Annotated in this window: 15 protein-coding genes; 11 read left to right on the top strand and 4 right to left on the bottom strand. The window is 66.4% G+C overall.

Annotation, left to right across the window (positions count from 1 at the left end):
* The first annotated feature begins 123 nt into the window (after positions 1-123).
* The 11 genes from ACTWQD_RS17160 to ACTWQD_RS17110 all read left to right on the top strand — a co-directional run bounded on the left by ACTWQD_RS17160 (position 124) and on the right by ACTWQD_RS17110 (position 15143).
* A complete protein-coding gene (locus tag ACTWQD_RS17160; protein ID WP_443197337.1) occupies positions 124-789 on the top strand; it encodes a hypothetical protein in 666 nt (221 codons plus the stop codon).
* 71 nt (positions 790-860) lie between these two features.
* On the top strand, positions 861-2063 hold the full coding sequence (locus ACTWQD_RS17155) for a glycosyltransferase family 4 protein (protein WP_443197361.1): 1203 nt from the start codon (positions 861-863) through the stop codon (positions 2061-2063).
* A complete protein-coding gene (locus ACTWQD_RS17150) occupies positions 2060-3811 on the top strand; it encodes a glycosyltransferase family 4 protein (RefSeq protein ID WP_443197336.1) in 1752 nt (583 codons plus the stop codon). Before ACTWQD_RS17155 ends, ACTWQD_RS17150 begins: the two co-directional genes overlap by 4 nt.
* Positions 3811-4698: an ABC transporter permease gene (locus ACTWQD_RS17145; RefSeq protein WP_443197335.1), complete on the top strand. Its 888-nt coding sequence runs from the start codon at positions 3811-3813 to the stop codon at positions 4696-4698. Before ACTWQD_RS17150 ends, ACTWQD_RS17145 begins: the two co-directional genes overlap by 1 nt.
* Positions 4685-5572 carry an ABC transporter ATP-binding protein gene (locus ACTWQD_RS17140; protein WP_443197334.1) on the top strand — a complete coding sequence of 296 codons (888 nt, stop codon included), beginning with the start codon at positions 4685-4687 and terminating at the stop codon, positions 5570-5572. Before ACTWQD_RS17145 ends, ACTWQD_RS17140 begins: the two co-directional genes overlap by 14 nt.
* A complete protein-coding gene (locus tag ACTWQD_RS17135; protein WP_443197333.1) occupies positions 5572-7479 on the top strand; it encodes a glycosyltransferase family protein in 1908 nt (635 codons plus the stop codon). The genes ACTWQD_RS17140 and ACTWQD_RS17135 overlap by 1 nt, the downstream gene beginning before the upstream one ends.
* Positions 7466-8740 (top strand): UDP-N-acetyl-D-mannosamine dehydrogenase, encoded by a 1275-nt coding sequence (gene wecC / locus ACTWQD_RS17130; protein WP_443197332.1) that lies wholly within the window; start codon positions 7466-7468, stop codon positions 8738-8740. Before ACTWQD_RS17135 ends, wecC begins: the two co-directional genes overlap by 14 nt.
* Positions 8741-8830: 90 nt before the next feature.
* On the top strand, positions 8831-10705 hold the full coding sequence (locus ACTWQD_RS17125; protein WP_443197331.1) for a glycosyltransferase: 1875 nt from the start codon (positions 8831-8833) through the stop codon (positions 10703-10705).
* A 13-nt stretch (positions 10706-10718) separates the two neighbouring features.
* Positions 10719-12239 (top strand): glycosyltransferase, encoded by a 1521-nt coding sequence (locus tag ACTWQD_RS17120; RefSeq protein WP_443197330.1) that lies wholly within the window; start codon positions 10719-10721, stop codon positions 12237-12239.
* 192 nt (positions 12240-12431) lie between these two features.
* Positions 12432-14378, top strand: a complete 1947-nt coding sequence (locus ACTWQD_RS17115; protein ID WP_443197329.1) for a fibronectin type III domain-containing protein — start codon at positions 12432-12434, stop codon at positions 14376-14378.
* An 87-nt stretch (positions 14379-14465) separates the two neighbouring features.
* Positions 14466-15143, top strand: a complete 678-nt coding sequence (locus ACTWQD_RS17110; RefSeq protein ID WP_443197328.1) for an acyltransferase — start codon at positions 14466-14468, stop codon at positions 15141-15143.
* Positions 15144-15193: 50 nt separating this feature from the next.
* On the opposite strand, the gene ACTWQD_RS17105 is transcribed toward ACTWQD_RS17110, so the two are convergent.
* From ACTWQD_RS17105 to ACTWQD_RS17090, 4 genes are all read right to left on the bottom strand, one after another.
* The gene (locus ACTWQD_RS17105; protein ID WP_443197327.1) at positions 15194-15655 is read right to left on the bottom strand and encodes a hypothetical protein; all 462 of its coding nucleotides are present in this window, start codon (positions 15653-15655) and stop codon (positions 15194-15196) included.
* A 16-nt stretch (positions 15656-15671) separates the two neighbouring features.
* A complete protein-coding gene (locus ACTWQD_RS17100) occupies positions 15672-16490 on the bottom strand; it encodes a hypothetical protein (RefSeq protein ID WP_443197326.1) in 819 nt (272 codons plus the stop codon).
* A 35-nt stretch (positions 16491-16525) separates the two neighbouring features.
* Positions 16526-20359 (bottom strand): CDP-glycerol glycerophosphotransferase family protein, encoded by a 3834-nt coding sequence (locus tag ACTWQD_RS17095; RefSeq protein WP_443197325.1) that lies wholly within the window; start codon positions 20357-20359, stop codon positions 16526-16528.
* A gap of 93 nt (positions 20360-20452) precedes the next feature.
* A complete protein-coding gene (locus ACTWQD_RS17090; protein ID WP_443197324.1) occupies positions 20453-24190 on the bottom strand; it encodes a CDP-glycerol glycerophosphotransferase family protein in 3738 nt (1245 codons plus the stop codon).
* Positions 24191-24269 lie beyond the last annotated feature (79 nt).

The raw sequence follows: 24269 nt of genomic DNA, 5'->3' as shown, positions 1-24269 counted from the left end.
TGACGGGCTGTCGAGTAGACTGGGGAGGATCGTGCAATGCTGAGGCTCTGCCGACGACGACGTTAGTGCCGGCCGCATCCGCACACATTCCATTCATTCTCGTATTTGGGGGAGGTACTGTCGGTGACGTCGCGAATCCGAAATTCGAAGCCCGCCAGGGCCGGACTGGCCACAGTTTTTGTGGCGCTCTCCGTGGCGGCCACCGCCCCTGCCGCCCACGCCGAGGACGGGCTCCTGCCCGAGCCTCCGGTGGACGTGGTCACCGCCCCGATTGTTCCGGCACCCCCGGCGCCCACGGCCGAGCCCGAACCGTCTACCGGCACGCCCGCGCCGTCGCCGCCCGCTGCTGAGCTTCCCGCCGCTCCGCCGCAAAGCCAGACCCCGCCGGCAGCCCCTGCGGCTCCGGTGGAACCAGCCGCCGCCCCGGCCGTCCGCGATACGGTCCCGCCGGCTGTGGTCCCGCCGGCTGCCCCCCGCCCGTCACTGCCAAGCGCCGCCGAAACCGCCGACGCCGCGACCACCGCCGGAACCGCCGACGCCGCGCAGGTCCCTGCCGAGGAACCGGCGGCGCCGTCCCCGGTTCCCGCCCCGGCGTCACCGGCGCCGGCAGCCGCGGCCGCGTCACCCGCCGTGGCGCAGACACAAATCCAGGCCGCCGTCGCCGTGGCCACGGGCAGTCCCGTTGGGGTCCAGGCCATCACGGTACTGATTCTTCTGGGCGCAGGCTTTGCCTACTTCCGGTTCCTCGGCGGCCGGGCCCCGGGCGTCGCCGCCAGGACGGGGAAGTAAACATCCTGAAGCGATTTAGCAAGAGGTGGCTCAAGGCTGCCCGCCCCCAGACTGACACGGCTCCGGTCCGCATCACCCTCCTGACGCATTCCTACTGGCCCGAGCACAGCCCGCCCCAGCGCCGCTGGACCGCCATGATTAAAGAGTTCTCCCGCACCGGCTGGGACGTCGACGTGATCGCCCCCGTAGCGCACTACCCGTTCGGCCGCCGCGCGCTGGCCCGGCCGCTGGCCGGCAGGCCCTTCCGCCGGCAGCCAGGACAATTCACCGAAAAGGTGCTCCGCGTGCCTTATCTTCGGCACGGCAATTCCCGTGCAGCGCGCCTGCTGGACCAGTCCTTTTCAGCAGCGGTCTCGGTTCCGGCCGGGATCCTGCTGCCGAAGCCCGACGTCGTCATTGTCACCGCGCCGGCCCTGCCCTCCCTGCTGGCCGGCTACGCCCTGGCAAAGCTGCGGGGCGTGCCCCTGGTGGTCGAAATGCGCGACGCCTGGCCCGACCTTGCCCGCGATGCTCGTCTGGTCCAAGGCAGCGTCAAAAGCCTCGTCGAACACGTGGTCGACTTCGTCCAGCACCGGGCAGACCTGGTGGTCACCGTGACCGAGGGCTTCGCCGAGACACTCCGTTCCCGCGGGGTCCGCAACGTCGCCACCATCAGCAACGGACTGCACCTGGACGCCATCCCGGTCCTCGACCCGCCGGCGGTGGAGCGGCCCGTTTTCGAGGCCCTGTACCTGGGCAACCACGGCGAAAGCCAGCGCCTGGAGGTGGCCATCCGCGCCAGCGCCCTGGTGGGCGACTCGATGCACCTGCACATGGTGGGACACGGCACCCGCCGCCGGGCCCTCGAGAAGCTGGCCCGCGAGCTCAAGGCGCCGGTGACCTTCCACGCGCCGCTTCACGGCGAGGCCATGATGGAGCGCTACGCCTCCGCCGACACGTGCCTTGTGTCGCTCCGGGACGACTGGAAATCCTTCGAAACCACGGTTCCGTCCAAAACCTACGAAGTCCTGGCCGTTGGCCGCCACGTGACGGCCATGGTGCGCGGCGAGGCGGCACGTGTCATCGCCGACGCGGAAGCCGGCGACATCGTGGCCAGCGACCCCGAGGCCCTGGCGGCCTTGTGGCGTGAGCTGGCCGCGGACCGGGGACGCCTTGTCCGCAACGGTGACAGCCGGCAGTGGGTCAAAACCCACGCCGAGTACGGCCTGCTCGCCGGCCGCTACGTGGACCTCATCGCCGGGCTCCTGGGCAAGACGCCCGCAAGCACCCCATGATCCAGGCCCTGAGAAACCTCCGCCTCGCCGCACAGACCGCCGGGCAGCACCTCACGGACGACCCGATGCTGCTGTTCCTCCAGGTATCCCGGCGCGTCCCGCCGGCGTCGGCCCGGAACCTTGCACGCCTCACGTCCGCCATGGCACCGCACGGCTCCGTGAGTGTCCCGGCGCTGCTCGCATCCCTCATCCGTGGCGACGGCGACGACGTCTCCCGCCGCCTGCGGCTCGCCGCGGACCGGAACGTCTCGGGGGAGCGGGCGCGGCGCCTGGCCGACATCGCCCTGGTCGCTAACCGGCCGGACCTCACGGACGTGCTGCTGGCCGGCGCGGGAACGGCGCCCAGGCTGGGGTCCGCGCAGGCCCGCAGGCTCTGGTACGCCGGCGACCTCAGCGGAGCCATCGCAGCCCTCGACGGGGCCGGCCGGGCCGGGCGTCGGCAGCGGGCACGGCTGGCCGGCGAGGCAGCCCTCTACCAGGGTGCGGCGCCCACGCTGCCCCGCCAACCGTTTACCCCGGTGCCCGGCCGCGTCCTGCACATGCTGACCAACTCCCTGCCGCACACCGCCAGCGGCTACGCGCAGCGGTCCCACTCGGTCATGGCAGCCCAGCGGGCGGCCGGCTGGGACGTCCTCGCCGTCACGCGCCTGGCCTACCCGGTGCAGGTGGGGAAGCTCCTGGCCCGCGCCGGCGACACCGTGGACGGGGTCACCTACCGGCGGCTGCTCCCGCCGCATCTGGCGCCCACCATGGACGCGCGCCTGCAGCAGCAGGCCGAGGAACTGCTGAAGGTCGCGCTGGACTTCAAGCCCGCCGTCCTGCACACCACAACGCATTTCGTCAACGGACTGGTGGTCCGGGCCGTGGCCGACGCGCTGGGGATCCCCTGGGTGTACGAGGTCCGCGGGCAGCTCGCCGATACCTGGGCAGCCACGCGCGGCCCCGAGGCGCGGGACAGCGAGAAATACCGGCTCTTCCAGGAACGGGAACGCGGCGTGATGCGCGATGCCGACCTGGTGGTGACGCTGGGCCAGGCCATGAAGGCCAACATCGCGGCCGCAGGGGTACCGCAGGAGAAAATCCTCATCGCGCCCAACGCCGTGGGCGGGGCCTTCCTCGACGAACCACTGGAAGCGGCTGCCGCACGCCGCGAACTGGGCCTGCCGGAAGACGGACTCTATATCGGGACCGTCAGCAGCCTGGTCGACTACGAGGGCCTCGATGACCTGGTGAACGCGTTTGCGGTCCTTGCACCGGACTTCCCGCAGCTGCGCCTGATGATCGTCGGCGACGGCGTTTCCCGTCCGGCCCTCGAAGAGCAGGTCGCAGCCGCGGGACTGTCCCACCGGGCCATTTTTACGGGGCGGGTGCCGCGCGGCGCGGCCCACCTCTACCACCAGGCCCTGGACGTCTTTGTGATCCCGCGCAAGGACCTCGACGTCACCCGGGCGGTGACCCCGCTCAAACCGGTGGAGGCTCTGGCGAGTGCCCGGCCGGTGGTGGGGAGCGACCTGCCCGCTCTCCGGGAGATAATAGACGACGGCGGCAACGGCCTTCTCGCCGCTGCCGAAGATCCCCGTGAGCTTGCACAGAAGATTTCAGCCCTGCTCCCGGACCCCGGCCGCAGGGCGCGCCTGGGGAGGAACGGCCGCGCTGCGGTGCTGGCCGGAAGGACCTGGGCGGCGAATGCCCAGGCCCTGGCCACGCGTTACGCTGGGCTGCACCATGACCATGAGGAGAACGCGTAGTGTCCGCAGATAGTGCCATAGACCCGGAGCCGGTAGTTGTACAGCCGCTCTCCGTGGACATGCGGCGGCTGACCCGCGTCGGTTCGCGGCCATCGTTCCTTGATTACCTCGTCCGGCTCTGGGACTTCCGGCAGTTCATGTTTTACGACGCCCGGGCCCGCATCCAGAGCGGAACCCGCCGGGACCGGCTGGGCAGCGCCTGGCTGCTGCTCAACCCGGTCTTCAACGGCCTGACCTACTTCCTGATCTTCGGGCTATTGCTCAACACCAGCCGGGGCATCGAGAACTTCGTGGGGTACCTGGTGGTGGGCATCTTCGTCTTCCAGTACAGCTCTGGTGCCATCACGTCCGGCGCGCGCTCGATCCGGAACAACAAGTCAGTGGTCCAGGCCTTCAACTTCCCTCGGGCGGCGCTTCCCATCGGCGCCAACGTGCGGGAGCTGCTCAGGGCGGTCCCGCTCATCCTTGCGATGCTGCTGATTGTGGTCCTGTTGCCTCCGGGCGAGGAAATCACCTGGCTCTGGATTCTGGTGGTGCCGGCCATCATGCTGCAGGCGCTCTTCAACCTGGGGGTGGGCCTGATCCTGGCCCGCATCATCTCGCGCGTCCACGACGTGACGCACCTGCTGCCTTTCGCACTCCGGGCGTGGATGTACGGCTCCGCCATCTTCTTCTCCTATGACCGGTTTGTCACCCATCCCCAAATCCTGGCCATCATCAAGCTCAACCCCCTGTTCAACGTGATCGACATCGTCCGGAACTGCGTCCTCTATGCGACTGTTCCGCCGTGGCAGTCGTGGGCCATCCTTGCGGCCTGGGCCCTCGGGGCACTGGGTGTGGGCCTGGTCTACTTCTGGAAGGGGGAGGAATCCTATGGACGCGGATGACCAGGAGCTCTACATCGAAGGCCACCCCTGCGTGGTGGTGGACAGCGTCGAGATGCGATACAGGGTGGCCTCCAGCGCCGCCTCCGACGCCGGCGCCCAGGACACCGCGCCGCGCTTCTTCCGCCGCGCCGTCAACAAATCCAACATGGTGACCGTGCACGCCCTGAACAAACTGTCCCTGGTGGTCGAACGCGGCGAGTCCGTGGGCATCATCGGCCGGAACGGTTCGGGAAAGAGCACACTGATGAAGATCATCAGCGGCCAGTCCAAGCCTTCCAAGGGCGCCGTGTACGCCTCCAGCACCCCCATCATGCTCGGCGTCAACGCCGCCCTGGTCCAGGACCTCTCCGGCGACCAGAACGTGATCCTCGGCTGCCTCGCCATGGGGATGAGCCGGGCGGAGGTGGACAGGAAATTCAGCAGCATCGTGGAGCTGTCCGGCCTGGAGAAGTCCATCCACCTGCCCATGAAGTCCTACTCGTCCGGCATGGCGTCCCGGCTCCGCTTTGCCATCGCGGCCAGCGTCGACCCGGAGATCCTCCTCGTGGACGAGGCACTCAACACCGGCGATGCCCAGTTCGCTGACCGGAGCAAGCTGCGGATGGATGAACTCCGCGAACAGGCAGGCTGCGTGTTCCTGGTCAGCCACAGCCTGGACACCATCAAGGACATGTGCACCCGGGTGATCTGGCTCGACAAAGGCGACCTGATCATGGACGGCGAACCGGAGACCGCCATCAAGGCCTACCAGGACTTCACCCGCCACCTCTCCAAAGGGAACAATATTTCGGCCGCCAGGATCCTCGACGAGGCCAAAGCGAACCTTGTGGCCACCGAGGTCCGCGGGCGGTCCTCGCGCCGGAGCCGGGGCTGATGGCCGACCTGCGGACCATCCGGACCGGGCTCTGGCATCTACGCAGGGGCGGGCCGGCGCAGTTCAGGTCGTGGCGGTCCCGCCAGCGGGTTGAACGGGGCTTTGCCGCGCCCCGCAACGTCCAGGGCGTTGAGGCGGCCTGGACCGGGAAGGGACGCAGGCGGCGGCTGTCCCTGCTGCCGGCCACCCAGCCGCAACAGGCACCATCCCGGCCGGAGGTGCGCGCCGCCGTCATCCTGGATGATTTTTCCGCGCTGGCCTTCAGCTACGAGTGGTCCACCGTTGCCGTCCATCCGCACACCTGGCGTGGCGACCTGGCACCGGGCGCGATTGACATCCTGTTCGTCGAATCGGCGTGGGCGGGCAACGACGGGCTGTGGCGCGGGAAGCTTACCGGCCCGGACGGGCCCAGCACGGAGTTCCGCCAACTGGTGGCCTGGTGCCGGGAGCAGGGCATTCCCACGGTGTTCTGGAATAAGGAAGATCCGCCCCACTACGACGATTTCCTTCCCGCCGCCCGGCTCTTCGACCAGGTGTTCACGTCCGACTCCGGCAGGATCGCGCAGTACCGGACGGACCTGGGCCATGACCGGATCAGCGCCCTTCCCTTCGCCGCCCAGCCGGCCATCCATAACCCCGTCCGGCCCGCCCACGGACGGCACGGCAGGGACGTGGCCTTTGCGGGGATGTACTTTGCGCACAAGTACCCGGAGCGCCGGGCCCAGATGGACTTCCTCCTCGGCGGCGCCCTGGACGCGTCCGCCAGGATGCGGACGGGCCTGGAGATTTTTTCGCGCCAACTGGGCGGGAACGCCGAATACCAGTTCCCGGCACCGCTTGACTCCCGGGTGGTGGGTTCGCTGACCTACGCCCAGACGCTTTCCGCCTACAAGGCGTACAAAGTCTTCCTCAACGTCAACTCCGTCGTCGACTCGCCCAGCATGTGCGCCAGGCGCATCTTTGAGATCACGGCCTCCGGGACGCCGGTGGTGACCGCTCCCAGCCTTGCCATGGAGCAGTTCTTCCCTCCCGCGGCGGTGCCGGTGGCTGCCACCCGCAAGCAGGCGGAGCACCTGACCCGGGCGCTGGTGGCCAACCCGGAGCTCAATGACCGCACCGCGCACCTGGCCCAGCGCATCATTTGGGCGGGCCACACTTACGCCCACCGGGCGAACACCGTGCTGAAGCACGCGCTTCCGGGGTTCGATGCCGGCGTGCGGCGGCCCACCGTCTCCGTGCTGATGCCCACCATCAGGCCCCAGAACCTGGAACACGTCTTCCGGACCCTGGCCGGCCAGGAGGGCGTCGACCCGGAACTCGTGCTCCTCACCCACGGTTTCCGGCTCTCCGCGGGACGGCTCGCGGAACTGTCCGACATGTCCGGGCTCCGGAACGTTGTGGTGCTGGACGCGTCCCGGGAGGTGCCGCTGGGGGAGTGCCTGAACAGGTGCGTCGCCGCGTCCGGCGGCGAGGTCCTCACCAAAATGGACGACGACGACCACTACGGACCGCACTACCTCAGCGACCAGCTCCATGCCCTGGCCTACTCGGGCGCGGACGTTGTGGGCAAGCAGGCCCACTACATGCACCTGGCGGCGTCCAACGCCTCAATCCTGCGGTTTGCCGAGAAGGAGCACCGGTTCACCGACTTCGTGATGGGACCAACCATCACGGCCGGCCGCGGGGTCTTCCTGGACCACCCGTTCCAGCCGGTTGCCGTCGGCGAGGACACAGGATTTCTCCGGGCCGTCCATGCCGCCGGTAAAGTCATCTACTCGGCGGACCGGTTCAACTACTACCAGGTCCGCACCGGTCACGGGCACACCTGGCAGGTCGAGGACGCCGAGCTGATCGCCTCCGGCGACCTGAAATTCTACGGAAAGCTTCACGAACATGTTGACATCTAAGGCCGCCGACACCGGCGCGGCGATCGGGACGGTCGCCGTCGTCGGTCTTGGCTACATCGGGCTGCCGACGGCAGCCATCCTGGCCACCAACGGCTTCGACGTCGTAGGCGTTGACGTCAACCCGGAGACAGTGGACGCCATCAACAACGGCAACGTGCCGTTCGTGGAGCCGGACCTGGGCATCCACGTGGCAGGTGCGGTCAGCCGGGGGAAGCTCCGGGCCCAGCTCGAAACCCCCCGGGCCGATGCCTACATCGTGGCCGTGCCCACGCCGTTCAAGGCCGACAAATCGGCGGACATGTCCTACATCGCAGCCGCCGCCCGGGCCATCGCGCCCCAGCTGGAGGGCGGGGAGCTGGTGATCCTGGAGTCGACCTCGCCGCCAGGAAGCACCCGCCGGCTCGCCGAGCTCATCCTGGGCCTGCGTCCCGACCTCAGCCTTGACGGCCGGGACGGCAGGCCCGCCGTCCTGGTGGCGCACTGCCCTGAACGGGTGCTGCCGGGGCGGATCATGATCGAGCTGGTCACCAACGACCGTGTGGTGGGCGGACTCACCACCGAGGCCGCTGACGCCGCGGCCGCGCTCTACGGGGTGTTCTGCAAGGGTGAGATCCACCTGACGGACGCCGCGACGGCGGAGATGTCCAAGCTGGTGGAAAACGCCTACCGCGACGTCAACATCGCGTTCGCGAACGAACTGTCGGTCATCAGCGACAACCTGGACATTGACGTGTGGGAACTCATCCGCCTGGCCAACCACCACCCCCGGGTCAACATCCTCCAGCCGGGTCCCGGCGTCGGAGGCCACTGCATCGCCGTGGACCCGTGGTTCATTGTGGCTGCGGATCCGGAGAACTCCGCCCTGATCAGAACCGCCCGCGAAGTCAACGACGCCAAACCCGGCCACATTGTGGAACAGGTCCGGAAAGCTGTCGGCGACGACGGCCGGCCCGTCATTGCCTGCCTGGGGCTGGCGTTCAAGGCCAACATTGATGACGTGCGGGAGTCACCTGCGGTGGAGATCGTCCGGCGGGTGGCCGCAATGCACCCGGCGGCCGATATTCTTGTCGCTGCGCCACACAAGAATGAGCTGCCCCCGGAGCTGGCTGCCTATGCCAACGTCCGCCTCACGGAGACGGACCATGCCGTCGCCGCGGCCCGGGTGGTGGTGCTGCTGGTGGACCATGACAGGTTCCGTGACATCGACCCGTCGAGCCTTGAAGGCAAGACCGTGATCGACACGCGGGGCTTCTGGCGCTGAAGTACGGGACCTCGGCGGCACAGGCGCTTGAGGGAGTCAACGAAAAACGAGGGCACAGGCCGCTGACGGCGGCCGGCCCAAGGGAGATAAATGCACAACCGAAGTGAGAAGCCAGTTCAGCTGCCGCCCGGCAGGCATTTCGCGGTCACGTGGAGCGTGCCCGTGGTGCACGGGGGCCGGACGAACTCCATGCTCCACCGGTCACGCGCCTTCGCCACCGAGGGCGGCGCGCCCGTCGAGATTCTCACGTTCGATAACTTCCGCGACTATCCGGACATCCGGAGGACGCTGACGGAGCAGGGGAAGCTCACCGACGGCGTCACCCTACGCAACATCTGGGAAGATCTGGCCTCCCTCGGCGGCGACGCCCCGGTCCTCCCCGGCGAGGTCCCCGGTTTCAGTCCGCTCGGCGCGGCAGGGATCCCCGTCACCACGGTGGAGGGCGGCCCCAGCGGGCGGACACAGCGGTTTGCCGCTGACGGCACCACGCTGCTGCAGACGGACTACCTGCGGGAGGACGGGACCCTCTTCCTGTCGGACCGCAACGACACCGACACCCCCGGCCGGCACGGGGGCCGGGCGCTCACCCTCTGCAATGCCCAGGGCCTGCCGGTGCAGCAGTGGCCGTCATCGTGGGAAATGTACCGGTCCTGGCTGGATCACCTGACCGGCGGTGACGATTCGTTCTTTATTGTCGACAACAAGCACGCGGCGACCTTCATGAAGACCTACCGGCGGCCGACGGCCACCGTCTTCCTGATGGTCCATGACTCCCACCTCGCCACGGCAGTCAACGGACCGGCCTCGCCGCTGTCGGGCTCGGGCGAGGTGGTGGTTCCCCGTTTCGACGGTTTCGACGGTGTGGCCATCCTGACCCACAAGCAGGCCGGGGACATTCGATCGCGCGTGGGGGATATCGGCAACATCCACGTGATTCCGAACAGCCGCTCGCTCTCGGTTCCACCCGTCGAGACGGACCGCGACGCCACCCGCGGCGTTCTCCTGGCGCAGCTGCGGCCCCTGAAACAAATCGACCACGCGATCCGCGCCGTCACCGACGTGAACCGCCGGCTCGGCACCGCCGCCAGCCTTCACGTCTACGGAGAAGGTGCCGAAGGCCCCAACCTGCAAGGACTCATCGAGGAGCTGGGTGTTTCCGGCCAGGTCCAGCTCAAGGGGCACACGCATTCGCCGGCCACGGCGTTCGGGGAGGCCTCGTTCTCGCTGCTGACCAGTTCCTCCGAATCGTTCGGGCTGGTGCTCCTCGAGAGCATGTCCGCCGGGTGCATTCCGATCGCATACGACATCCACTACGGACCGTCCTCGATCATCACCCACGGGGTCAACGGCTACATCGTTGAGTATGGAAACGAGCGGGCGCTGGCGGACTGCGTGGCGGCGTTCCTGGCCCTGCCGGCCGAAGAGAAGGCGAAGCTGAGGGCGGCCGCGATCGCCAGGGCAGCGGACTTCTCCGACGCCCCGGTGGTCGCCCTGTGGTCTGAAGCCTTCCGGGCCGCGGCCGCCAGGAAAGCCATCCCCGCCCCGGAACTCCAAGTGGCCGTGACGGACACCGCCTGGGGCACATGGTCCGATGGCGCTCTCGATGTGCGCGTCACCGCCCGGCTGACCGCAGAGAGCGACAGCCTTGACGCGGAGGCGCCCCGGTTCCTGTGCCAGCTCAGAGTCCGGGGCACCGAGTCCTTCTTCAGGGTGGCGGGGACCACTGCCGAACCAACGTCCGGCGGGGAATTCTCCAGTATCTTCCGCTTCGCGCCGGAGGTGATGCGGGCGCTCAGTGGATCCACGGTCGACGCCTCCCTCGAAACCCACCTGCTGGGCCGCCGCGTATCCACGCGGCTGCCCTTCACCGCACCGGCCCCCGTGCCGATGGACGTTTATGGGACGGTGCACGGAAACCTGAGCCTTCGGCCCGTACCCTCACCAGCCACAGCCAATGCAGTCTAAACTTTCGGAGATCATGATGAACCAGCAGGACGTGCGCGATGACGCGGCCGGCAGCCGGCCGGCGCTGCCCGAGGGCTACCACTGTGCCATCACGTGGGGGATCCCCACGGAGTACGGCGGCATGACGAATGCCCTCTTGCACCGTTCGCGCGCATTTATCCAGGCATCGGGGATGCCGGTCGACGTCCTGACCTTTGCCTGGTCACTGGACTACGGCGACATCCGGTGCGAGCTGGAGGCTGCCGGTGAGCTGGTCCCAGGGCTGCGGTTGCGAAACCTCTGGGAGGAATTGACCCAGCTCCCGGACACTGAGTTGAAAACCGCGAAACCGGGCAAGAACGTCGTCGGCGAATTTTCGCCTATCGGTGCTGAAGACGAATCGACGGACGAAACGAGCGCCGGGGTCCTGCGCCGCAGGGTCCGTTACGCCTCCGACGGGACGACGGTCCTCCAGCTCGACTATTTCCGGGCGGACGGAACGATTGTGGCGTCCGACCGGCGGGACGTCACCGTCAAGGGAGCTGAGGGTGGGCGGCTCATCACCCTGTGCGGATCAGACGGCAGTCCCGTGGCCTCCTGGAACCAAATCTGGCCGCTCTATCTTTTCTGGCTCGATCGCGTGGTTCACGGCCGCGAGACCTTCATGATCGTGGACAGCAAGTCGACTGCCAATTTCATGACCCGGTACCGGCGGGACAACGTCGTCACCATGCACCTGGTGCACAATTCGCACATGGCCAGCGGCGCCCTCCCGCCGTACGGTGAGCTGAGCCCGACACGGCGTTATGTGTTTGAGCGGCTGGGCACCTTCGACGCCGTCGTCTTCCTGACCGAAAGCCAGAAGAAAGACGTGGATCTGGTTTTCGACAACCCCCGCAACACCTGCGTCATCCCGAACAGCAGGTCTCTGCCTGCGGTGTCGGATCCGGAAAACGGGCATACCCGCGACCTGGGTGTCATCCTGGGCAGCCTGACCGGGCGCAAGAGACTGGACCACGCCATCCGCGCGGTAGCGGAGGCCCGGCAATCTTCTGACGGCGACTACAAGCTGGAGATTTATGGGCAAGGGCCGGACCAGACGAAACTCTTGACGTTGATCGATTCAATCGGCATGAGGGACCACATCGCACTGCGGGGCTATTCCATCGATGCCCGGAAGGAGTTCGAGCGTGCCTCCTTCACGCTGCTGACCAGCAAACTGGAGGGCCAGGGCCTCGTGCTGATCGAGGCCATGAGCGCCGGCTGCATCCCGATCTCCTACGACGTCCCTTACGGCCCGGCTGACATCATCCAGGACGGCGTCAACGGATTCCTGGTGAAGGCGGGCGACATCGCAGCACTGGCCGAGAGCATCCGCCGGCTCAGCGCCATGGGCGAGCAGGAGCTCAAGGACATGCGTCGGGCCGCGGTGGCCCGGGCCCATGCGTTTAATGACGACATGGTGGTCAAGGCCTGGGGGTCCGCCATGCGCGAAGCCGTCGAACGGAAACTGTGGGCAGCACCGGTCCCCGCGGCGGCAAAGGGCTCACAGTAGCTTGCGTTAAATTTGCGTCTTCCCTGTGCCTCCGCTGTGCCCGAGGCCGATAGCATCGTTTGGCTGCCTGCCGACAGTTGACGTAAAAGCACCTGCCCGGTTCTTTCTGCGATGTCGCCGGCAGCAGGACGAAGGACCGCTCCGGAACCCGTTTCCGACGTCGGCCGCTGCTCGAGTATCAAAGGGTGACAGATGCAGACCAAACGCTTGCCCCGGGCGCTTCGCAAGTTCGCAATCGCGGCTGTGACGGCGCTCCTGGTCCTCTCCGGCGCCGCGGTGGCGCCTGCGTCGTTCGCCTATGATCCGGCCTACGCCGTGCCGACGGGCCTGAAGTCGACGGGGCAGACCGATACGACGGTGAGTTTGTCGTGGGTGAAGTCGGCGAATGTTCCGCGGTACCGGGTGCAGGTGTACACGAAGGCGGACATGAGTGATGCGGTGTATTACCGGTTCACGGAGTCGGCGGTGGTGATTCCGAACCTGGCGAAAAGCACGCAGTACAAGTTCCGGGTGCGGGGGATCAGCGCCGACGGGCTGGTGTCCCTGACGGCCTACTCCGCGGCGATCACCGCGACCACGGCGGCTGCGCCTGCTGCGCCCACGTACACCGTGCCGACGGGCCTGAAAGCTGCTGCCACCGGTCCTTCCACGATCTCCGTTTCGTGGAACGCCGTGGCAGGTGCCCCGGGGTACCGGGTGCAGGTCTACAGCAAGGCCGACATGAGCGACTCGGTCTACAAACGGTTCACCACGACGTCGGGGACCATGTCCGGGCTTGTTCCGCAGACCGCCTACTTCGCCAGGGTCAGGGTCATTGGACCGAACGGCGAAAACCTCACGGCTTATTCACCTGCTGTGACGTTCTCGACGCCGGTGGACAACTATCCGACGCCCAGCGGCTTCACCGGCACGTCCACGTACCGCACAGCTGACCTGGCGTGGAACGCTGTACCCAATGCGCCGGGCTACCGGCTGGCGATCGCCACGAAACCCGATATGTCCGACGCCGAGTGGCGCCGCTACTACGGAACCAACACCGCGGAAATCAGGGGACTGAATCCGCTCTCCAACTACTACTTCCAGGTCAGGGTGATTGACGACGCCGGAACGGGGCTGAGTGCCTACACCCCGGTGCTGAACATCGCGACCAAAGCGGAGCCGCCGGCTCCGCCGGCGCTCAGCAACCCGTTGACGGTGGCAAGCTACAACGTCATGTGCGCCAACTGCACCGCCGAAAGCGACACCACTTCCACCGCCCTTGCGTGGGCGGACCGTCGCAGCGCCGTCGTCAGCACCATCACGTCAAGGATGCCCGACATCATCGGCGTCCAGGAGGCTTCCCAGGGCTGGCTGAACGAGCCCGGCCAGACCGGCGGGCTCTCCCAGTTCGAGGACCTCCTGCAGCGCCTCAACGGCGCCGGCGGCAACTACGCCCTCAGCAACGCCAAGCGCAACAACTGCGTGGACTCCACCACCCCCACCAATTGCGTCTACGCCGACCAGGGCGCTTCCCAGGGCACCCGGATCTTCTACAATCCCGCCAAGGTCGAGCTGGTCAGAACAGGATCCAAGGCACTTCCCCAGGCCAGTGTCCCCGAGAACCCCCGGTTCTTCGCCTGGGCCGTGGCCAAACAGAAGTCCACGGGGAAACTGTTCTTCTTCGGCGACACCCACCTGTCCACCAGCAAGGCCGAGGGATTCTACGAACTCCGGAAGCAGCAGGCGGAGGCCATTGTCAACGTCATCAGGCAGGAGAACACCGCGGGACTGCCGGTCATCCTGGCCGGCGACCTGAACTCGAGCAAGTGGCAGAAGCCGTCCAACGCCCCTTACGACGTCTTCACGGGCTTCGGGCTGGTCGATCCGCTGGGCAATGACTACTGGCAGGATTTCCCCAGCATGGCGGCCACCGCCGAGAAGCGGATCAACACGCACCTGGACAGCTGGAACGGGTTCCAGAGCGTGGCGCCGGCAGTGGCCAACACGGCTGCCAACGGTTCGTACATCGACTACATCCTGACGTCCAAGATGCGCGTCTCGCAGTGGGAAACAGTGGCCAACATCGACGCTGCGGGAAGGTTCGTTGGAATCATTCCCTCCGACCACAACATGCTCGTGGCAACCGTCGGCCTGCCCTGACTGTTGTCCCTGCCCGACAGCCCGGCCGGAGGCGTGCGATAGGGTATTTGGTGGCCCGGGCTGCGGGCGGGCGACCAGCGGAGGACCATGACTGTTGTATTAAAGGGCCAGGACATCCAGAACTATTCGGATGAGCTGGGCAACAGCGTGGTGGGTACGCCCGCTTGTTCCCCAGGCGCGTCGGTTGAGTTCAAGGGCTCGAACTGCCGGGTCACGTTCGGGCCGGGGTCCAAGTTTGGTGGCGCCATCGTCTTTCATCGGGACAATTCCTCGGTGACCATGGGGGAGTGGGCCTGGTACCGGGGCCGCATTACCCTGGGCCTGGACTGCGCCGTGTCCATGGGGGACAAGTTCTACAGCGGGTTTGATTTGCAGATCACAACGGCCGAGGGTGCGGACGTCACTTTCGGCGATGATGTCCTTATTGCCAACCAGTGCCGCATCCGGGCCGACGACTCCCACCCGATCTATGACGGAGTGACAGGCGCACGGATCAACCACTCCCAGTCCATCACTGTCGGCAACCACGTCTGGATAGGCCAGGAGGTCTTTGTGATGCCTGGCTCCACCATCGGCAGCGGCTGCGTCATCGGTGCCCGAAGCGTCGTCACCAAGTCCCGACCCGTGCCGCCGCATTCGCTGGCCCTGGGGTCGCCAGCGACGGTCCACCGGGAGAAGGTCAACTGGGTCCGCAAGCATCTCCAAATGCACGAGATCCCCGACAGCGTGCCTTCGATTTTTTCCGCCGACCAGCTGGACGGCTAACCAGGCGGGCGCCCGCCCGGAACTGCGCGGGGGCACCCCGGCGGGGAAGACTAGGAAGCGTCCAACGGCGCCTGGCTCCGCGCCCGGAGATTATGGAGCACGCCGAGAAGCGCCTGGCCGGTGGCGTCCGCGCCGGCACTGAGCGGCACCCGGGCGATCGGGTATTTCCCGGATTTCTGAACGCAGCCTGTCCGCGCGGTCACCCGTTGCAGCAGGGCGTAGCCGTCCTCAGACCGTGCATGCAGCTTGACGAGAATGTCTTTGTCGTCGGTCAGGACCATGTCGACCGCGACCCGCTGGCTGCTCCATTCCATGTCGAGGACCAGGCAGCGGGGCGTGAAGAACCATAACTTCGACGCCTGCAGGCCCGGCAGGCCCTGCGCCAAAGCCCGGCTGACCGCAGCCAGGTAGGTGTCAGGGCGGGGAGTGCCGTGCTGGGGAGGCAGGCAGGAGTGGGCATCGGCTTCCGCAACGGGTGGTTGCTCCGGCGCAGGGATCTGCTGGCTGGTCATGTCAGGGCTGCGTTCCTTAGGTGGTCCGGGAAGGTCCGGGAAGCAGCCCGCCGAACTTCTGCCCGAGTTTAAAGTGGCGGTCCCTGTGGCCGCTTCCATCGAAGCCAAAACCGTTGGAGTCCTCGCCGAAACGAGGGGCGAGGCCCTCCGCCAGGATGCCCAGCAACGACACAACCATCGGAATATTGTAGTGCAGGGTCTGGAGATGGTTCCGGGCCAGGTCCGAGGCCGTCGACAGCAGGCTGAAATTTGAGTAGCCACGGAAATGGGGCAGCACCGGATCCAGATAATCGATGCAATGCGGGTCGTAAGGGGATGTCACCAGGTAAACGTTCCGGTCCCGGTTGGCATCGGTTCGGATCCTGTCCGGAACCAGGGAGTTCAACCACTCCACGTCCTGCCGTTCGGCACTGCCGCTCATGAACCTGATGATCTCTGTTCTCTTCCGGTTCAGCAGGTAGGAACCGATGGCAAGCTGGGGCGTGAGCGCCAGAATGTTCCTGGCGTCACACCTGATTCCGAGGCGCAGCGCCGCCGAACCGCCCTTCGACATGCCCACCATGGTGCAATCCTTGCTGGTGAGCTCCAGGCTCACCAGCACTTCCTGGACGAGCTGCGCCACAGATTCCTCGATGTCGAAGCTGCGCCCCTCTGCCAGGTAGTAGGAGTATTCGGCCCCGAACTTATCGTAGATCCACAACAGGTTGGCCCGGTTGTGGGCGAGCAGGGGACCATCGTGGTCGAAGTCCAGCCAGTCCATGTCGGCCCGGATGGAAGTAAAGATGACGATCAGGTGCCGGGTGCCCTTCCGCGCCGGCCGGAACTTGAAGTGCACCGGACGCGGCCCAGCGCTATAGGGGCTGACCAGTTTCAAGGGGACACCGCTCGGCCGCTGAGGTTGCGGGCAAGGAACTGGTCGAGGGCGCTTTGCACGTACTGTGATGTGCCGAAGCGTTCCGTTGGGATGGTACCGCCCACGGCCGCCGCCAGGCCGGCAAGAACGCCGTCCTCGGAATTCTCCACAATCAGTCCGTAACGGTCCTGCAGCACATCCCGTGGCCCGGGCATATCCGTGCAGATGATCGAAAGCCCCAGGATCATGGCTTCAAAGAGCACCATGGGCTGGCCTTCGTGGAGGGAAGAAAGCACGAAGCAGTCAGCGTGCTTCAAAGCCGGATAAGGATTCTGGCGCTGGCCGGCGAGCCAGATATACCCGGATGCCTTCTGGTTTTGGATCAGTTTTTCGAGCTCGTACCGCAGCGGGCCGTCCCCGATGATCATGAGCCTGGCCCCGGGATTGGAGCTATGGAAGCGCACAAACGCGCGAATGAGCTTGCGGTGGTCCTTCTCCGGCGACAGCCGGCCAATCGTGACGAAGTTTTGGCGTCCGGCGTCGTACCATTCCGAGATGTCCGCGTCCAAGGCTTCTGTGGCTCCCGACAGCACCCTGCCCGGATCGATCTGGTTGTCGCAGTGTGTGAAAGCTTCCCGGTCCAGCTCGTACGGGCCGGCCAGCAGGCGGCGGTTCTTGTCCGCGACGCCGGAGGCCACGGAAATCAGCGCATCGAAGTCCGCGTAGAGGCGGAAGATGATTTCCAGTACGGGGAACTTCATCTGCTTTTCGTTCGCCATGTCGTTGTGCATGTAAATCGACCGGTGGGGTCCCTCCGGGCTGAACGCGATAAGGCTCGTCCAGAACGGCGCATAGCCGTCAAATTCAATGACCGAGTCGAAGACACTGTCGCCGAAGATACGCCGGAATTCCCGTTTGAAGGAAGAACGGTAGATGCTCCACTGCGCGTCAGAGGCCAGGTCCAGGGTCGCTGTCAGCTTGCGCGAAATCCAGCGCTCTTCCGGGGTGTGGGACTGGACCCCTGTCCGGCCGATGATCTGGACATGGTCCGGCAGTTCCCTGAGCTTCGCGAGGCGCGCCGGGTCGGCTGCGAGGACAGCCGGTTCAACCACCAACACGGCGCGGAAACGGGACGTGTCAAGGCTCGCCACCAGGTTCCGGAAGGACGTCGCGATTCCATTGGGCAGCAGGCCGTGGTGGAACAGAAGGGTGGACTTCGCATCGGCCGGCTCGTCGGCCAGTTCATCCGGATCGTCGCCGAAGAAGAAGCGGACCACCCGGGCGGCTGAGCGCCCGTCCTCCTGCGGGCAGAACTGCTCCTTCGCCGACAGGTACCGCGGGTCGGAGGCCGGATCGGACGCGAGCGAGGACCGGATGCTTGCGGTGAGCCCTGAACGCTCCTGGACCACGGTTCCCGGCATTTCCTGCATGTCGAAATACAGTCCGCGGTTCTCTGCGTAGTCGTCCAGATCGAAGGCGTAGAAGACGATGGGCCTGCCGGTCGGGAGGAAATCGAAGAAAATGCTCGAGTAATCCGTGATGAGCAGATCAACCGCCGCGAGGAGGTCATTCGTGTCAATGTCCCCCGGAACGATCGCCGTGCCGGCGTCGAATCCGCTCAGCAGGCCCTCTGTGAGGCGGTGGGCGCGGAAGAACACGTGGTGGTCAGCGCCGCGCATGGCGTTCAGGTCCTCCTGAAGCCGGACGGCGTCCACATGACGGTCATCCGAGGCACCGCGCCATGTCGGCGCGTACAGGACTACGGGCCTGTGGTCGTCGGGAGCGATACCCAGCCTGCTGCGCAAGTCGCGGCGTTTGGCTGAGCCCGCGTTGACCAGGCCGTCAATCCGCGGAGAGCCGGTGACGGCGACCTTGCCCTGGAACAGGCCCTCGATATCGTGCCGCTGGATCAGGGCCTGCGTGGTGTGTTTGTTGGGGCTCATGATGTGGGTCGACTGCAGGAAGTTCCTGGCGATGTTGGCGTGGGCGACGGGGCCGCCGGCCATGTCGCGGCCCAGGGTCTTCAGCGGCGTCCCGTGCCACGTGTTGAGGTATTTCTGCCCGTCTTTCCGGACAAAATACGGGGGGAAGGACACGTTGTTAACAAGGTGCTCCGCAGAGGACAGGACCCTCTTGTACAAGTCCGAATTTGTCCGGACGAACCGGACATTCTTCCGGCCGCGGAGACGGTCGGGGATGTTGTCCTGGTTATTGATGGCCCAGTAATGGTTGAAGTCCTGGAACCGGGGGTCCGAGCAGACCTCGTCAAAAAGTGCGAGGGGGTGGCACCCGATCGAGGCCCCGTGGTTGCTCTCCCACAGGATGGTGTGCGGCTCCAGGGGGAGGGACTCGTAATATTCCACGTACTCGAGGCTCGTCTTCTGGGCCTTGTTCTTGAGGTAGCTTTCGACGTCGATGCCGTCGGAGGCCTTAAACAGCCGCATCTGGCGGAAGGCATCACAGGCGGCCGTGAAGGCGCCGGCCCGGTGGCGCGCTACGCCCAGCTGGTAAAACTGACGGGGATCGAAGTCGTTGCTCCGGGAGACGACGTCGGCGAAGGCCGCCTCCGCGGTGTCCCAGTCGCCCAGCTGCGCGGCCAGGTCACCGACGCGCTGCATTACCTCGGACGACTGTACCGATGCCAGAGCGCCCAGCCGCCGGCTGAGCACGTCCTGGAGGTAGCCGCGGTCCTTGCCGGCCGCGCCGGACGGCCCGTCGGCCGTCGCTCCCGGCTGCGGATAGTTGGTTGAGGCCAAGTAGTAGTCGCAGGCTTTTTGGGCCTGCCCGGCCGTTTCCAGCGCATAGCCGGCCCGGTAGGCCCAGTATCTTTTGGAGTTGTCCAGGCGCCAGGCATGCCCGTACGCTTCTGCAGCGTCGCTCCAGCGGAGGGAGCGCTCGCGGGCCAACCCCAGTTTGTAGTGCCAGTACGGGACATCCGGGGACAGGACCACCGCGTACTCGTAAGCTTCGGCTGCGTCGGCCCACCGGTAGCAGCGGTCGAAGGCAAGGCCCACCCGATAGGCAACCTGGGCGTTGGCCGGCTCCCGGCGAAGTTTCTCCTGGTAATGTGCCAGCGCGTCCGGCCACGCGCCCTTTTTCTGGAAGAACGCCCCGATTCCCACGACATCCGATTTAAGGCTCTTGTCGTGCAGGATGGCCTGGGCGTAGCACTGTTCGGCTTCCCGCGCGTCGCCGCTCAGCTCGTAGGCATGGCCGGCCTGGAAGTACCAGTCGGCGTTGCCGGGACGGCGCGTGTTGGCCGCCGCGTAGCTCTCGGCCGCATCGCTGAAACGCTTCATGCCGTACTGGGCGGCAGCGAGCTGGACCGTCCAGTCCACATTGGCCTCATGGGCTTCTTTTCCGGCTGCCAGGACCTCCAGCTGCTGCCACAGGGGCGCCTTGTTCTCCCGCAGCCGCTCAAGCTTGTCTGAGTGGTACGCGGGATTCCCGTGCTGCAGCCGGGTGCGGGAACCCTCCGGGTCGGCAAGGTCAGCTGCTGCCCGGGCAGCACGAAGCTTATGCTGCCAGCGGGCCCGGTGGGGCTCCAGGTCCAGCGCTGCCGTGTAGCTGTCGGCGGCTTCGCTGAAAAGCCCGAGCTGTTCCTGGACGAATCCGAGGCGGTAGTGCCACGGAGCCACCCGCGGGTTCCAGTCCGTCGCCTGCCGGAGAAAGTCTTCCGCCGCAGCCCATTGCCTCAGGTGGAAGTGGGCATGCCCGATCCGGTACGCAAGTTCCGCGTTGTCACCGTTTCCGCTGTCCAGCAGTGATGTATAAAGCCCGACTGCCGCCGTCCAGTCTTTCTGCTCCTCAAGAAGGAGGCCGTGTTCGATCGTTTCGTGCGGGGAACTCATGCTGTTTACTGCGTCCTCAATGTGTAGCTGCCAGATGGCGTGGCCCGGCCGGGGCCGGGAATGTTTGTTGCGTTCGCTGCGGCCCGGGCCGCTTTAGCCCAGGGACGACGACGGCGACCGGTCCGTGCCGGGGGACACCGGCTGCCCCGGGCCGTCGGGCCACAGCGCGTCAAAGACCCGCGCGGTGGCGTTGCCGTCGCAATAGGGCGCGAACATCCCGACGAAGGCCTCGTACTTGGGTGCGTAGCGGCGGGACACGGACGCGATGTTCTTAATCGACCGGACGACTTCCTCGGTGGTGTTGTGGAGGGGCCCGGGCGCCATGTCCTCCAGGTCGAAGTAGAAACCGCGGGTCTCATCGCGGTACTGGGCGATGTCCGGCGTCAGGAAGATGATCGGCTTGCCGGTGACGCAGAAGTCGAACATCACGGACGAGTAATCATTGACCAGGACGTCGGCCGCCGTGTAAAGGTCGTTGACTTCGGGATATTCGGTCACATCAATGACGAACTTGTTGGCCGCCGTCTGCCGCTGGCCCGCGATGTTGTGGTGTCCGCGCAGCAGCAGGACGTAGTCGTCGCCCAGCTGCTGCTGGGCCTTCTCGAAATCAAGGTATGTGACCATTTCGTACTGCCGCGAGGCGTTCTTGGCGTCATCGCGCCACGTGGGTGCGTAGAGGATGGCGGTCTTCCCCTCGGGGATGCCCAGCCGGCTCCGGATGGCGGGCCTGTCCTGCTCCATCCGCGCCGGGGTGAGGCTGTCATTGCGCGGATACCCGTCGGCGACGACGCGCCCGTCAAAGCCGAAGCATTTGGCCAGCACGCCGGCGGCGTAGTCGTTCTGTGCCAGCAGGGCGTCCCAGTACTCCGCCTCCCGCCACATAAGGTTCCAATACGACAGCGAGAAGTTGGTGCGCGCGACGTCGTTGCCGAGCTTTTTCAGCGGCGTTCCGTGCCAGGTCTGGATATAGACCTGGCCCTCGCGCTTGCGGAAGTAGAACGGGAAGTTGTTGTTGTTGATCAGGATCCGGGACTCGACCAGGAGCTGGTACCACCGCCGGGAACCGATGAGGACTGGTTCGGTACCAGCGGGCACCGGCACCGAGAAATCAGCAACGGCCCAGTACATGGGCCACTGGCTTCCCCGGCGCTGGAATTCCTCCAGCAGGCGCCGCGGGCTGTCCGTGGCGCGGCGTCCGCCGAAGCACATAAAGACAATGGCGTCCTTCAGCCCGGCCTCCCCGCCGGCCGTCACCGGAGTGCGCATCAGCTGCTGGTTGTACCGGCCCACCTCATCCGCAGCGAAGGGAGGCCGCAGGTGGATGGTCAGGGCGGCGTTCTTGGGGGATCGGCTCACACCGACTTCCACCCGGTCGGCAGGGATCCTGCGCGGCATCTGCGTCTGGAGCGCGGGCGACACCGGGAACCAGTAGCCCTGGTGGTCGGCCGCTCCCGGAAGGACAAAGCGGACGCTGTACGCGCCCGCCTCGGGCATGATTTCTTCGCCACCCCACGGGTTCTGGGGGAGCAGGAAATCGGCGGTGAACGCGTTGCTTCCGTCGTTGGTCCGGACGGTCAGGGCCACGTCCGTCGCCGGGATCACTGCCTTACCGCTCGAGAGGACGATGCGGGGTGCGTGGATGACCGGGAGGTCCGCGGTGCCTTCGATCCGCAGGGTGCGTTGATCCGCCAACACCTCGACCGATGAGGCGATAACGCGGGTCCTGCGCTCCTTGAGAGTCACAAATCCGTAGCCCGTCAGTCCCAGGCGAAGGCTCCGGGTGTGGTCGGACTGGGATTCCAATGCGGTGGAATCGTCCGGCCAGGCCACGGGCTGCGGAGTCTTGAAACCGCTGTCCAGGCGGAGGCGCCACTCATACTCAGCGGTGGGGGCCGCGCCGGCAGCCAGCTCGGGCACATCGACGCAGTAGTGCGCCGTGGTTCCCACCACGTCGAGGCAGGTGGCCGTCGCCCGGATGCCGAACTTGGGCGATTCGACCGAGACCTTCGCGGCCACCGGAGCCGAATGGGCTTCGACGGTGAGCGTGAGGGTGCGTCCCGCCAGCTCCAGGGCGGTGGCGACGTACAGGGGAGTGACCGGAATGAAGGTCAGGCCGGTGGTGGCCGGGCGCATTTCCACGGCCGCCCGGGCAGTGCCCAGCATGGGGCCGACCGGCAGGCTGCCCGTGGAGCCATTGACGTCGCGGCGCGTCAACGGCGCTTCGAGGGTCCGTCCGCCGGCGGAGACGCGCAGCAGCACATGCCACTCGGAGGGTGCCCCGGTGACGCCGTCCAGCATGACGGCAGGGTCGATGACGGTCCGGAACCCGGCGTCGGCGTAGGAAGTCCAGTTGTCACTGGATTCCCAGTCAATGGACGGGTCCGTGTGGCGCTGCACCGCCAAGGGGACAGCGTCCCCACCGCCGGAGCTGACCAGGGACGCCTCGATCGTCAGGCTGCCCGCGGCGGGGTCAACGGATGAGATGTACGCGTGTCCGCCGATTTCCAGCCGGCCGTCCGCCTGCCAGGCAAAGTGCGTCATCTTGCTGACCAGCCGCAGGTCAATGTCGCGGCAGGACAGGAGCTCCGGCTCGTAGTGTGAGAGCTCGGGAAGATACTGGGGCTGGGCCTCCAGGGTGGATCCGGTGGTCCGGGTGGGGAAGCTGGAGCTGTAGTCGCTGCGGTGGTTGCAGATCCGGACAACGTCCTCCCGCCGGTCTGCCAGCACCGCCGAGAGGATCAGCCGGTTGTGGATCCTGATGTCATCCCAGTCCAGCTCCACGCCTTCGCTGAGGCGCCGGACCGTCGTGTGCAGTTTGTCCCAGTAGGCCTGATCGGTGCGGGGGACCACCTCGTAGAAGCGGAAGAGCCCGTTGCCAAGTTCATGGGAGAGGAGCCGCCGGAAGGCCTCCGGGTACAGCACGGGGCGCAGCCCGGCCGCGAGCGACTCAAGCCTGCTGAGCCGGTCCGCCAGGTAGTCCAGCTGGCACAGCAGCTCGCGTGCCATGGGCCGGACGGAAGCGTCCGCCGAGGTGGTGAAGACCTTGACGTCAACAATGTCGAAGGAGGCCGCACGGGAGTAAAGGGTGGGGACGGCCTCGTACTGCCAGTGCTGCAGTCCGGTCGAGATTCCCGCGGTGGCTTCGGTCCAGAAGTCCCGCCGGAACACCTTGTTGCCCAGGGCGCCGTCCCGCAGGACTGCCGGCAGCTCCGCAACAGTCACGGCCGGCCGCGGGACCGCATGGAGGTCCTGCTGCCACGCCGGCGTGGTGCTGGTTTTGCCCTTGAGGATTCCGGTCATCCCGACGGCGAAGGACGAGCCCGTCTGGCGCAGGGACCGGAACAGTGCCTCCAGGCTGGCCGTTTCAACGACGTCCCCCGCAGAAAGGAACATCACATACGGCGCCCGGCCCTGCCCGGCGGCTCCGGCCCGGGCCGCTTCATCGGTGGCGCCTTCCAGGGCCAGGTATTTGACACGGCTGTCCCGCTTGGTGAACGTCCGGACCGGCCCCCGGCCCTGTCCGGCCGCGGACGTGTCCACGACGATCATTTCCATCGCGGCAGGTTCCTGGCTGAGCAGGCTGCGCAACGTCACCGCCGGATCGCCGGCGGCGTCGTTCAGCAGGATGACAACGCTGACCTGGGGCCGCTGCAGGGGTGCGGCAGGTTTCGCCGCAGCAGTTCTCTGCAGCTTCGCCAGGCTGGCCGGGTGCGCCACCTTGCGGATCTGCTGCCGCTGTTCCGGGGGCAGCGCCCGCCACACCCGTCGGAGATTTCTCTCGGCGGCAGCTTTCAACGCAGCTACTGCTTGGCTCTGCTTGGCTCCTGGCATTCTTTGGTTCGCTTCCCTCGTCGGTGTCCAACCCGTGGTTGTCCGTCATCTTCATGTGCTGCAGGTCAATGGTGGGGCT

Source organism: Pseudarthrobacter sp. 1C304 (assembly GCF_052245515.1).
In the GTDB taxonomy this organism is placed as follows: domain Bacteria; phylum Actinomycetota; class Actinomycetes; order Actinomycetales; family Micrococcaceae; genus Arthrobacter.
This window is presented reverse-complemented; position numbering and strand designations above follow the sequence as displayed.